Genomic DNA, 12110 nt, shown 5'->3' with positions numbered 1-12110 from the left:
CTGTTGTCTTGGCATATCACCTAAGGAAGAGGGACATGTTCTTCCCATTTTCCGCCAATGGTCAAGAGCAAATGTGCCAAGCCGCAGAGTTGGGCACATCATCGCCATGGTTGTTCATTTCCAGCAACAACTCTCAAAACCAAAGTTGACAATTCCGCGCCAAAGTTACATACCATACCGTATGTTATTTTTATGAGGTATCCCATGTCCAACTTACAAATCACGCTCTTGTCCGTTGCCTTGCTGATGTCAGCGGCCACAACCTGCCTGCACGTCATTCTGGGCGGCCGGGGAATTGCGAAACCGCTGATGCAATCCGGCCTGGAACGCGAAATGAAAAACACGCTCTACTTCTGCTGGCATTTTGCAACTCTGGTACTCATTGTCATGACATGCGCCTTTGCTGTCCCTTTCTTTCATTCAAACTGGCGCGAGCTGGTCGGAGCAGCCAGTTTGCTGGCCGGACTTATTGCGGCCTGGAACATCGCTTTTGTTTTAACGGCCCGCCTGCCCTTCAAGGAACTGCCACAATGGATTCTGTTTGTCGGAATCGCTCTGCCGGGAAGTGCGAGCCTATTCGTTTGACAGATGTCCCTGCCTTGCGGCACAAAATTCCGAAATAGCACACGCGATTCTCAAGCGGGGATCCGCCAGTTCAGGAAGATCAATGGCAAAGAGCCGTTTCAGCAAGGAAGATTGGCTTCTGCTTGGGCTTGACCTGCTCAAGTCAGACGGTCCGGCCGGTTTGACCGTCGAGAAGGTCTGCGCCAAGGCGGATAAAACGCGAGGGTCGTTCTACCATCATTTCGAAGATCACTCCGCCTTTCTCTCGGGCCTGGCCGACTATTGGCGGGATCGTTATAATCTGGAGCTGTTTGATCATCTGAACAAGGCCGAGCCCGGCATGAGGCAGCTTGAGACCATCAATGATCTGGCCAGCCTGCTGGATCTCAGACTGGAAGTGGAAATCAGGAAGCTGGCGGAGAAAGAAACCGATATTGCGCAAATAGTATCGGACATGGACAGGCGCAGGCTCGACTATCTCGAACAAGCCTATCAACTCATCGCCCATTCCTTGCCTGTCAATGCAAGGGAACTGGCAGAGCTGGACTATACCTCGTTTCTGGGAGCCATATTGCTCTGGCCAAACATCCCGGAGGCAAAGCAGAAGCATTTTGCAGGCATTCTGCCTCGCCTCATTGGTCTGTCTCTTGGAAAAGAGATGTGATGCGTCTCTTCGCACAGGCGCTCTCGCGGCGAAAAGACAAGTAAAAAAGCCGAAGCGGATCATCCCCCTCGGCTTTTTTGTGTTTTGCGGGTCATTTTAAAGGCTCGGAATCCCGCCCCTTGCCATGCTTTGCAAGAGCGTCTGGGGCATGGCCTTGCCTGTCTATGACTTGCTTCTCTTGAACAGGATCAGCGCATTACGTGTCCCTGACCCAAAGTCGCCATCGATGCCACCTTTGTAGAAGCCTTTTTCCCTGATCGCTTTTTGAACCTCCTGACGGGCCTCGTGAGAGATCACTTCAGGTGCTTCGAAGAACAGTCTCTGCGCATATTTGTCATCCGCCTTGAATGCCTTCAGCAGGAGCGATGCGGCCATGGCGGGGTCTTTCTCAACACCATGTCCGCGGTCATAGAAAATGCTCAGTTCGGACGCAGCTTCGGCAATATTCATGTCCACGGCCTTCTGATAGATTTCAGCCGCGCGCTTGTAGTTGCGCTCCGTGCCCATGCCATCGCGATACATCGAGGCGGCAAACATCATGGCACCGGGATTTCCCTTGTCGCTTGCCTTGTCGAACCATTCGAGGGCCTTTTTGAGGTCCTTTTCCACGGACTCGCCATTCTTGTACATCACCCCAAGATAGGCCATGGAATGGGCGCTGCCCAATTCGGCACCTCTTTTTGTCGTGGCAAAAGCGAGCTGTTTCTTGCCCGCCTTGTGATAACCACGGGTAAGCTGGCTGTAGAAACGGGCTTCTTGGGGATAAGCGGCAATTGCCTTCTGGCATGCTTCGATCACCTTGTTCGCGTCCATTGCGGTGTATGGAACACCATCGGCGATGGCATCGGGATCGAAGGGATGGGCTGCCAGCTGGTCACACTCGTCAAAAGGTGCAGCCGTGGCCGCTTCAGGCACCGTAGCGGACGCCGCTTCCTGAGTCTGCACAACGGTTTCAGGCACCGTTGTCTCACCAGAGGCCGGTTTGTCGTCAGCTGCATTATCCGCATTGAGGGATGGGCGCAAGGCATCGGTTGCAATCACCTCGCTCGCCTCGGCTGGCTCCTTTGTTCTCAGTTCGGGTTCCAAGTTTGCGGCAAGAGCGCTGGCCGGAGCCTCGTCACTGGTAGCGGTTTTGCTGTCCGGATCGGGTATGTCCTCCGGTGCGGTGGCGGTTTGCTCCGGCTTCTGGGATGCGACTTCCGGCACGGACGCGGCAGGGTCTTCAGAGGTCTGCGCTGTATCGGATTGCCCGGCTGAGGTCTGGGCCGGTGTCTCAGTCTGGGCCTGTGTCTCAGTCTGGGCTTGTGTCTCGGTCTGGGCTTGTGTCTGTTCTTGAGCCTGGGGCTCTTGTTGGGCGTCGACTACTGCGGGTTCCGCTTTCTGCTCATCATTCGGCGTTACATCCGCATTTGCGACACTCTCGCTGGCTGAACTCTCATCTTTGTGATCGACGAGGTCTTCACCTTTGCGCAGCTCTTGCATGCCTGCCGTCTGAGGTTCGACGCTGGCAGCTGGCGGTGTTGATGCCACATCGTCCGTCTTTTCAGTCGCATCGACTGCGGCGGGCTGATTGGCATAGGTCGTGATCAGGGCAGCGCTTCCAACCTTTGGCATGAATGGCGGCTTGCCTGTGGTCCATTGCGCCTGAATGACCTGACCGTAGACTTCCGTGACGGTCCATTTTGCATTTGCATCCTGATCCACCGGCTTTGCGCTTGCGGGGTCGTCCAGAATCACGGCATCACCGATTGAAACCATCGTGCCTTGAGGAAGCGCCATTTCGAGCGTGCCATCAATTCCGATTTCAGAAACTGCGGTTTTCACTTCATAAGTCTGCGCCTGCCCCCACGACGCCGACAGACAGACAGCGACGCAGGCAAGCGCAAGGCGCATATTCAGGCTCCGGCCCATCAAACCCCATATGAAAGACATCATCATACCCCTTTTTGAGATGGCCCCGACAACCTACAGGCCTCTTGAATCACCCATCCCTCGAAGCCATAGCATTTTGCACGCAAAGTTGCATGGCCAATCGTGAAACATTTCTTCACAATTTGGTCAATTGGCTGAGGAAACAGCCCTGAATTCTCAAGAATTCTGTACTCGTACATATCGCGTTGCGGTCGCCTTGCTGTCTGTTCTTTCCCTTCCCTGCCTCTCACCCCGCGCTTACCGGGAGATTCGGTCCACCGGTCGACTTTTTCCGACAAAGTGACTTTTGCTCGTCACATTTGAGCGTTAGGAAAGCTCTTTGATCTTTCCTACCCGTCAAAAGGTTCAGCCATGCATTTTTCATAGAATTGTCTGACGCTTTATTATAAACCCGCTGCATATACGGTTACCTGATGAATATGCAGATCCTCGAAGCCTGATCCCCGGATGTGTTTGTCCCGTCGGTCCTTTGGACAAAGCCCGAGATCAAGCGCCATTTGAAGAAACACGAAAAAACAGGGACGAAACTCATGAAGATTTCGGTCATCGGTTCAGGTTATGTCGGGCTTGTCAGCGGCGCCTGCTTTACGGAATTCGGACATAGCGTGATTTGCGCCGATCTTGATCAGAGCAAGATTGATGCGCTCAATTCCGGCCGCATCCCGATCTATGAACCCGGACTGGAACAGATCGTCAAACGCAATTCGGCCTCTGGCACGCTCTCCTTCACGACCGATGTCGAACAGGCTGTGCGCGATACCGATGTGGTCTTTATCGCAGTGGGGACGCCATCTCGTCGTGGCGACGGGCATGCGGATCTGTCCTATGTCTATGCAGCCTCAAAAAGCATTGCAACGGCGATGCAGGGCTACACTGTGGTTGTTACCAAATCGACCGTGCCCGTCGGAACCGGGGATGAAGTGGAGCGCATCATCCGGGATACCAACCCGGATGCGGATTTCTCGGTCGTTTCGAACCCGGAATTCCTGCGCGAAGGCGCTGCGATCGAAGATTTCAAGCGCCCGGACCGGATTGTTGTCGGGGTTGAAGACCGTCGGGCACAGGCGGTGATGGAAGAGGTCTACCGGCCGCTTTTCCTCAACCAGTCCCCTCTCCTGTTCGTCAATCGTCGCACTTCAGAACTGATCAAATATGCAGCCAACGGCTTCCTTGCCATGAAGATCACCTTCATCAACGAAATGGCCGATCTTTGTGAGGCAGTTGGCGCCAATGTGCAGGATGTCGCCCGCGGCATCGGACTTGACAAGCGCATTGGTCCCAAATTTCTCAATGCCGGACCCGGCTATGGCGGTTCCTGCTTTCCCAAGGACACCCTCGCCCTTGCCAAAACAGCACAGGATTACGAACATCCGGTACGGCTGATCGAGACGACCATTGCGATCAATGACAATCGCAAACGGGCCATGGCCCGGCGTGTGATTTCGGCATGTGGAGGCGATGTGCGTGGCAAGAAAGTCGCCATTCTTGGCCTCACCTTCAAGCCCAATACGGATGACATGCGCGATGCGCCGTCCATTTCGATCATTCAGGCCCTACAGGATGGCGGAGCGATCATCAACGCCTTCGATCCCGAAGGCACCGAAGAGGCCAGAAAGATCCTTCACGATGTCTCCTATTTCTCAAATGCCTATGAAGCGGCCAGAGGAGCGGATGCGCTGGTCATCGTCACCGAATGGGACACGTTCCGCGCCCTTGATCTCGGTCGGATGAAAGAGGAGCTGAACAGCCCCGTGCTTGTTGACATGCGCAACATCTATCGGCGCGACGACGTGGAACAGGCTGGCTTCGCCTATCATTGCATCGGACGGGCATAGGACCGGGCCTTCCCTTTTTTTCTTGCGGTTTTCCCGCGAGGGGTTCAAGATCACGCAAGCCCGGCCCGGCAAAAAGGCCGGGCGTTTCTTTTCGCTGACATCTTTTTTCGAAAAAAAGCCTTAATACAGTTTAGCTCTCACAATTGCCGCAAAGCTGGGGCATAATGCGTGATTATGTTTGTTTGATTGTCGTTCATATTGACCTGCCAGCCCTCATTTTAAAGAAAGGGACAGCAGACAGCCAATTCATAACGGGAGGTTGAAATGGCCCGACTCTTGTCTGCACTGGCAACCCTTGCGCTTGTCTCCATGAGCCTTGTCTCATCGAGCTGGGCGCTCGATGTCTCATTTTCCAAGAAGCTCCTTCTTTCCAAGGACACCGACTTCTACGGTTTCGACTACAAGATGCTGAAAAAGGTTTCCTTTGAGAATTGCCAGTCGGCTTGTCTCAAAGACAACCAGTGCAAGGCCTTCACCTATAACGAGAAGGCGCGTTTCTGCTTCCTGAAATCGGATTTTGCCCAGGCCACTCCCTTCAAGGGTGCCATCTCGGGGCGCGTGATGGATGTCCATGCTTCCGAGCCGGATCTTGGCAAGGCAGACAAGCTTGACATCGACGCCTATCTTTACCGCACGGCGGACGCCCTTGGCAAAGGATTGAACAAGGGCACGGACCCCAATGCAAGTCTTGGCTATGAAGAGCTGAAAGGGCGCGGATTGAGCGCCCTTGATTTCAATGATCTCAACACCTCCATCAACTTCTTGCGTTCGGCACTGCGCATTCACCCCGACGACAGCGAAGCTTGGCGCTCCTATTCCGAAGCCTCCCTCAAACTCGCCAAGACGACCGAGGATTCAAAGACGGCAAGGGGTGCGCGCTTAATAGCGATCAGCGCTGCGATCAATGCCCATAGCACCTCCCGTTACCGCACCGAACGGGCTGCCGCCCTCTCCCAGCTGGCGCAAAGCCTCGAGTTGAGCTCGCGCTATCGGGAAGCGATCGACAGTTTCAAACTGGCGCTGGATTTGAGAGAAAACCCTGCTGACCGGGAAGACTATCGCCGTCTTTTGGAAAGCCACGGTTTCAGGATGGTCAATCACAGCATCGACGCAGATCTGCAATCTCCGCGCATTTGCCTGCAATTCTCCGAAAAGCTGAAAAAGGGATATGGCGATTTTGCCTCCTTCATCCGTGTGGATCAGGCCCCGCCAAAAGCACTCGACATTTCCGATCAGCAAATCTGCATGGAAGGTCTTGCTCACGGCCAGACCTATCAGATCGACGTGCGCGAGGGTCTGCCAGCCGAAAATGGCGAAGCGCTGCTCACCAACCAGCAGCTTGAGCTGTTCATTCGGGACCGGGCACCGGGCATGCGCTTTACCGGCAACAATTATGTCTTGCCGGCGAACAACCGCCGCGGCATCCCGCTTGTGTCGGTCAATGCCGATGAGGCCAAGCTCGCCCTCTATCGCGTGGGTGACCGCTCTCTGGCGAATTTGATCCGCAGCACGGACTTTCTTTCGCAAATGGAGAGCTGGCAGGTTGAGGAACTGGTATCTGACCTGGGCGCTCCTTTCTGGAAAGGAGCAATGACGATCGCGTCCGAGAAAAACCGGGAAGTTGTCACCTCCATTCCGATTGATGAAGCCTTGCCGGAAAGAAAACCCGGTGTCTATCTCTTGACGGCTTCGGCAAAGACGATTGACCTGAATGACTATCCGTCGCTTGCAAGCCAGTGGTTCGTCATTTCGGATATTGGCCTGACAACCTTCTCGAGCACGTCTGCTCCGCCTTCGCGTTCGGACGAGGCTGATCTTGGCGGATTGCAGGTCTTTGCCCGCTCGCTCGAAACTGCGCTGCCATTATCCGGTATCAAGGTCGAGCTGATATCCCGCAATAACGAGATACTGGGTACGGGTATCAGTGACGAAACCGGAATGATCAGTTTTGACGCAGGCTTGTTGCGCGGCAAGGATGGCCTTGCGCCATCGGTGCTGACGGCGAGTAACGGTGCGGACGATTTCGTCTTTCTGGATCTCACACGGGCCGGATTTGATCTTTCGGACCGCGGTGTGACGGGTCGGGCGTCCCCTGAAGGGATCGATCTCTACGCCTGGACCGAACGCGGGGTCTATCGCCCCGGCGAGGTCGTGCATCTCTCTGCGCTGGCACGGGATGATGGCGCAAAGGCGGTGGAAGACCTGCCTCTGACCTTCATATTCGAACGCCCTGACGGGGTGGAAGTTCAACGACTTGTCGGATCTGGCAAGGCCATGGGGGGCTATGCCGTCGATCTTCCTCTGCTGAGCAGTGCCCAAAGGGGAAGCTGGCGCGCCAATATCTTTGCCGACACGGAAAAACCGGCGCTTGCGAGCCTCACATTCCTTGTCGAGGATTTCATTCCCGACCGCACAGACATGACGCTGACTCCGGACAGCGATATCATCGCATTGGGGGATGTGGCGAGCGGCAAGATCGAAGGGCGCTATCTCTATGGTGCGCCTGCGGCTGGCCTTGAGATATCGGCAGATGTGCTTGTGCGCGAGACCCGCAGCCGCAAGGGCTATGAGGGCTATCTGTTTGGCCTTGACGAGGTCGAGAGCAACGGTGTCGAACGTGTCGATGTCGATGCCCTGCCACCGCTCGACGAGAATGGCGTGGGGCGTTTCGAGTTCACCCTTGGTGAGCTTATGGCATCCACTCGCCCGAAAACCGCAGACCTGATCATCCGCATGCAGGAAGGCTCGGGACGCGCGATTTCGAGAAGTGTGAACTATCGTATCGAGCCCAGCGATGTGATGCTGGGGATCAAGCCGTTGTTTGATGGCACACAGGTGAGCGAAAACAGCAATGCAGACTTCCAGCTGATCGCTGTCAATCCTGACGAGAGCCGGGCAACCGAGAGCAATGTGGAATGGTCCCTCGTCAAGATTGATCGCCATTATCAATGGTATCGCGACGGTAACAACTGGTATTTCGAGGCCGTTGATCTGGAGAGCAAGGTGGCTGACGGCCATGTCGACCTTGGCAAGGACGACCCTGCAAAACTGTCCCTGCCTGTCGAATGGGGCCGCTATCGTCTGGCTCTGGGGGAAACAACCAGCTTTGAATTCCGCGCAGGCTGGGTAAGTGCCGGTGGGTCGGTTGATACCCCGGACGGTCTTGAGCTTGCCCTTGACAAGGCATCCTACAAGGTGGGCGATGTGGCAGAGCTCAAGATCTCGCCGCGCTTTGCCGGCAAGCTTCTGCTCGCCATCGGGACGGATCGCATCCATCAAACGATGGAAGTGGATGTGCCCGAAAATGGGGCCACTCTTGACATCCCGGTCAAGGAAGACTGGGGCGCAGGGGCTTATCTGCTTGCAAATCTCTATCGCCCGTCCGACAAGGGCGCTTCACGCAATCCGATGCGGGCCATCGGGGTGCAATGGCTCGGGATCGAGCCCGAAGACCGTGCGCTGACCATTACCATGACCAAACCGGCTACCATTCGCCCGCACGAGCAGATGGTCGTTCCGGTCAAGGTGGAAGGGGTCAAACCCGGAGAGGAAGCCTATGTCAATGTGGCGCTGGTGGATGAAGGCATTCTGACCCTCACCCACTACAAAAGCCCAGATCCGGTCGGGCGCTATTTCGGACAACGTCGTCTCGGCGTCGACATCCGGGATCTTTATGGACGGCTCATTGATGGCTCGTCTGGCGCCTTTGGACGCCTGAGGACCGGCGGTGACGGCGCAGGACCGCAGATGGATTCATCTGGCGAGGTGCCAACCCAGGAACTGGTTGCCTTTGTTTCGGGCATCGTCAAGCTGAACGAGAATGGCGAGGCGGAGGTCGCCTTCGACATTCCTCAATTCAACGGTACCGGTCGGCTGATGGCAACCGCCTGGACCAAAAAGGCCGTTGGTGGCAATGATCTGGAAGCGATCATTCGCGATCCGATTGTCGTTCATGTGGGATTGCCCAAGGTGCTCGCACCGGGCGATGCATCTCGCGCCCTTGTCGAGTTGACCAATCTGGAAGCTCCGGCAGGAGACTACAGGATCGATATTCTGACCAATGATGCAATCGAACTGGATCTCAGCCAGACACCAAAGGTCATCTCGCTTGAAAATGACAAGATGGTCACGCTATCGGTGCCACTTCATGCCAAAGCCAAGGGTGTGGGTGATGTGACGGTCAAGCTTCTGTCTGCTTCGGATAACGGGGTCGGGGTTCTTTATGACGCTCAGGTACCGGTTCGCTCAGGCATGTTGCCGGTCACCCATGTCGCCAGAATTCCGCTTGAACCGAAAGGCGGGAAGTTCGTGCTCGATGGCAGCTGGTTCTCGGGCCTGCAAAAAAGCGGTGCCACTGTCTCGCTGTCGGTTGGAGAGACAGGAACCTTTGATGTCACGTCCCTGCTGATGCAGCTCGACCGTTACCCTTACGGCTGTGCCGAGCAGGTGACAAGCCGGGCGCTGCCTCTGCTCTATGCCGGAGATCTGGCTCTGCACATGCCCAAGGAGCTTGCCAGCCTCTCGGGCAAGGAAATGACGGAACGGATACAGAAAGCCATAGACACGCTGCTTTCCTATCAGAGTGATCTGGGAGGCTTCAGCCTGTGGGGTGGATCATCCCATGGATGATCCATGGCTGACGGCCTATGCCACCGACTTCCTGACCCGAGCCAAGGAAGTGGGTTACAAGGTGCCGCAAAATGCCATGCAGCAGGCCCTTTCGAGCGTCAAGAACCGCCTCACCTATCAGAGCGATCTTGAGAAGGATTCAGAGACGGTTGCCTATGCGCTCTATGTGCTGGCTCGCAACCGGATGGCGTCTGCGGGGGATCTTCGCTACTATGTTGAAACCAAGCTCGACGCCTTCCGCAGCCCGCTCTCGCGTGCGCAACTGGGGGCAGCCCTTGCCCTATATGGGGACCGGGTGAGAGCAGAACGGGCCTTCAATTCGGCACTGGGGCTGGCTCATGACATTGCAAATAGAAATGTCATGCCCGAAGAGCGCACCTACAGCTTCTCTTCGATAAGGCGGGATGTCGCAGGCATGCTGGCGCTTGCCCACGAAATCAGCCCGAACCTTGACAGCCTTTCGGACATCAAGGACCTTGCGCGCAGCCTTTATGATCCGGAACGTCGCCTCAGCACTCAGGAACAGGCTTGGATGGTGCTTGCCGCAAGGGCACAACTGGCCAACACGCAGGATCTCGGCATCATGCTGAATGGTCAGGCTTCGGACGGACCCGTTTCAACGAGCGTGAGCGGGGAAGGCCTGGATGCGACACCGCTGACCGTCATCAATGGTGGCGAGAAGCAACTGGAGGCAACGGTCACCACGCTGGCAACGCCAATCGAACCGCTTCCGGCGGGAGGCGATGGCTTTACCATTTCTCGCAGCTATCATCGCCTTGACGGCTCGGTGGTCAATATGTCCGAGATCAAGCAGAATGAACGCTTCGTGGTCGTGGTTTCGGCAAGCCAGCTAGAGGATGTGCCGGCACGGCTCATCATCAGCGACCTGTTGCCTGCCGGTCTGGAGGTTGAAAATCCCCATCTCATCTCGAATTCGGAGATGGACAGCTTCAGCTGGCTGCAAAAGACCAACGTGACGCACGTGGAATTCCGCAGTGACCGCGTTCTGGCAGCCTTTGACCGTCAGCGTGGCGAACAGAAGGATTTCACGATCGCCTACACGGTTCGGGCGGTATCGCCCGGCACCTTCACGCATCCGGCGGCTGTCATCGAGGACATGTATCGTCCTGACAAATCCGCACGGACAGCCAGTGGCTGGATGACCGTCAGCCAATAGCTGACAGACAGGAATGCAGGTGAAGTCCAAGGTGAAGTCAATCATCAAAGCCATGCCGAGGCCAGCCCTCGGCATGGCTGTTGGGCTGCTTGTCCTGCTGCTCCTGCCGATGATCGGCTGGGGTGGCTTTGCGCTGTTTGATGCTTTCAATCCCCCTCCCCTGCAAAAGCTCTCGGACCTGTCGGTCGAAGTCACCGATCATCAGGGGGCGCTGCTGCGTGCCTATACCACGCCCTCAGGGCAGTGGCGGCTCCAGGCGGATGCCGATGATGTGGATCCCGAATTCATCAAGATCCTGCTGGCCTATGAGGACAAGCGCTTCTGGCAACATCGCGGCTTTGATCCCCTTGCGATGCTCCGGGCCAGTTGGCAGCTCGTTAGCAACGGGCGGATCGTGTCCGGAGCCTCGACGATCAGCATGCAATTGGCCCGGCTGCTCGAACCGCGTGAAAAGCGCAGCCTTTCAGCCAAATTCTGGCAGATTTTGAGAGCGCTCCAGCTTGAGACAAGGCTCTCGAAGCAAGACATTCTGAGCGCCTATCTCACCCTCGCCCCCCTATGGAGGCAATCTCGAAGGGATTCGTGCGGCCTCGCTTGCCTATTTTTCGAAGGAGCCAAAGGAACTCAGCCTTTCGGAAGCGGCGCTGCTTGTCGCCCTGCCCCAGTCTCCCGAGGCTCGGCGGCCCGATCTTTATCGGGACCGGGCAATCCGGGCTCGCAACACGGTCCTGAGGCGCATGGCGAGCGCTGGAGCCCTGGAGGAGAGCGAGGTGCTGCGTGCCTCTTCCAAGCCGCTGGGAGCCATTCGACACGACATGCCGCAATTGGCGCCCCATCTCGCGGACAGACTGAAGCGTGGCAATCCGGACGCACATTTGCTCCAGACCACTCTGGACAAGGCTCTTCAGCAGAAAATGGAGCAGGCGGTCAGGAGTGCGGTGGCCAATCTGCAACCGGGCCTGTCTGTCGCGCTCATTTTGGCCGACGGAAAAAGCGGAACCATTCTGGCCGAAGTGGGGTCCCCCGATTATCTCAGCGTCGAGCGATCCGGCTGGATAGACATGAGCCGCGCCTCGCGCTCACCGGGGTCTGCCCTCAAGCCCTTCATCTATGGCCTCGCCTTCGAAGAGGGGCTGATACAGGGAAGAAACCCTGATCTCGGACAGGCCGGTCAATTTCGGTGGCTACCGACCAAAGAATTTTGACATGGGATATCAGGGAGATGTCACCATTCACGATGCCTTGCTGCTTTCGCTGAACGTGCCGGCGGTGGCGCTTCTTGATGCGGTGGGGCCTCGGCGTCTCATGG

At 56.4% G+C, this 12110-nt stretch carries 8 protein-coding genes and 2 pseudogenes; 8 read left to right on the top strand and 2 right to left on the bottom strand.

Annotated elements, in window-relative coordinates; genetic code table 11:
- Positions 1-204 precede the first annotated feature (204 nt).
- Together ACHZB8_RS17090 and ACHZB8_RS17085 are read left to right on the top strand one after the other, a co-directional pair.
- On the top strand, positions 205-585 hold the full coding sequence (locus tag ACHZB8_RS17090; RefSeq protein ID WP_316862090.1) for a hypothetical protein: 381 nt from the start codon (positions 205-207) through the stop codon (positions 583-585).
- An 82-nt stretch (positions 586-667) separates the two neighbouring features.
- The gene (locus tag ACHZB8_RS17085; RefSeq protein WP_316862089.1) at positions 668-1228 is read left to right on the top strand and encodes a TetR/AcrR family transcriptional regulator; all 561 of its coding nucleotides are present in this window, start codon (positions 668-670) and stop codon (positions 1226-1228) included.
- A gap of 162 nt (positions 1229-1390) precedes the next feature.
- Here the strand turns inward: ACHZB8_RS17085 and ACHZB8_RS17080 are convergent, their stop codons facing one another.
- On the bottom strand, positions 1391-3160 hold the full coding sequence (locus tag ACHZB8_RS17080) for a hypothetical protein (protein WP_316862087.1): 1770 nt from the start codon (positions 3158-3160) through the stop codon (positions 1391-1393).
- 530 nt (positions 3161-3690) lie between these two features.
- Here ACHZB8_RS17080 and ACHZB8_RS17075 point away from each other — a divergent pair.
- From ACHZB8_RS17075 to ACHZB8_RS17065, 3 genes are all read left to right on the top strand, one after another.
- The gene (locus ACHZB8_RS17075; RefSeq protein WP_316862085.1) at positions 3691-4995 is read left to right on the top strand and encodes a UDP-glucose/GDP-mannose dehydrogenase family protein; all 1305 of its coding nucleotides are present in this window, start codon (positions 3691-3693) and stop codon (positions 4993-4995) included.
- 264 nt (positions 4996-5259) lie between these two features.
- Positions 5260-9624 carry an MG2 domain-containing protein gene (locus ACHZB8_RS17070; RefSeq protein WP_316862083.1) on the top strand — a complete coding sequence of 1455 codons (4365 nt, stop codon included), beginning with the start codon at positions 5260-5262 and terminating at the stop codon, positions 9622-9624.
- A complete protein-coding gene (locus ACHZB8_RS17065; RefSeq protein ID WP_316862081.1) occupies positions 9617-10801 on the top strand; it encodes a hypothetical protein in 1185 nt (394 codons plus the stop codon). The genes ACHZB8_RS17070 and ACHZB8_RS17065 overlap by 8 nt, the downstream gene beginning before the upstream one ends.
- A 37-nt stretch (positions 10802-10838) precedes the next feature.
- Here the strand turns inward: ACHZB8_RS17065 and ACHZB8_RS17060 are convergent, their stop codons facing one another.
- The gene (locus ACHZB8_RS17060) at positions 10839-11003 is read right to left on the bottom strand and encodes a hypothetical protein (protein ID WP_316862111.1); all 165 of its coding nucleotides are present in this window, start codon (positions 11001-11003) and stop codon (positions 10839-10841) included.
- Positions 11004-11072: 69 nt separating this feature from the next.
- Between ACHZB8_RS17060 and ACHZB8_RS17055 the strand changes: the two are divergent.
- The 3 genes and pseudogenes from ACHZB8_RS17055 to ACHZB8_RS17045 all read left to right on the top strand — a co-directional run.
- Positions 11073-11303: pseudogene (locus tag ACHZB8_RS17055) on the top strand (transglycosylase domain-containing protein); the annotation flags it as partial.
- Between the two features lie 37 nt (positions 11304-11340).
- A pseudogene (locus tag ACHZB8_RS17050) lies at positions 11341-11481 on the top strand (transglycosylase domain-containing protein); the annotation flags it as partial.
- A 57-nt stretch (positions 11482-11538) separates the two neighbouring features.
- Positions 11539-12006: a hypothetical protein gene (locus ACHZB8_RS17045; protein WP_316862107.1), complete on the top strand. Its 468-nt coding sequence runs from the start codon at positions 11539-11541 to the stop codon at positions 12004-12006.
- Positions 12007-12110: the final 104 nt, after the last annotated feature.

The organism is uncultured Cohaesibacter sp. (genome assembly GCF_963556055.3).
Lineage (GTDB): Bacteria > Pseudomonadota > Alphaproteobacteria > Rhizobiales > Cohaesibacteraceae > Cohaesibacter.
The sequence above is the reverse complement of the archived record's forward strand: the minus strand, read 5'-3'. Positions and strand labels throughout refer to the sequence as shown.

Excerpts from the sequence above, each read along its gene's own strand:
- ACHZB8_RS17090 (WP_316862090.1), top strand. The coding sequence starts at position 205 with ATGTCCAACTTACAAATCACGCTCTTGTCCGTTGCCTTGCTGATGTCA.
- ACHZB8_RS17085 (WP_316862089.1), top strand. The coding sequence starts at position 668 with ATGGCAAAGAGCCGTTTCAGCAAGGAAGATTGGCTTCTGCTTGGGCTT.
- ACHZB8_RS17080 (WP_316862087.1), bottom strand. The coding sequence starts at position 3,160 with ATGTCTTTCATATGGGGTTTGATGGGCCGGAGCCTGAATATGCGCCTT.
- ACHZB8_RS17075 (WP_316862085.1), top strand. The coding sequence starts at position 3,691 with ATGAAGATTTCGGTCATCGGTTCAGGTTATGTCGGGCTTGTCAGCGGC.
- ACHZB8_RS17070 (WP_316862083.1), top strand. The coding sequence starts at position 5,260 with ATGGCCCGACTCTTGTCTGCACTGGCAACCCTTGCGCTTGTCTCCATG.
- ACHZB8_RS17065 (WP_316862081.1), top strand. The coding sequence starts at position 9,617 with ATGGATGATCCATGGCTGACGGCCTATGCCACCGACTTCCTGACCCGA.
- ACHZB8_RS17060 (WP_316862111.1), bottom strand. The coding sequence starts at position 11,003 with ATGATCGGTGACTTCGACCGACAGGTCCGAGAGCTTTTGCAGGGGAGG.
- ACHZB8_RS17045 (WP_316862107.1), top strand. The coding sequence starts at position 11,539 with ATGGCGAGCGCTGGAGCCCTGGAGGAGAGCGAGGTGCTGCGTGCCTCT.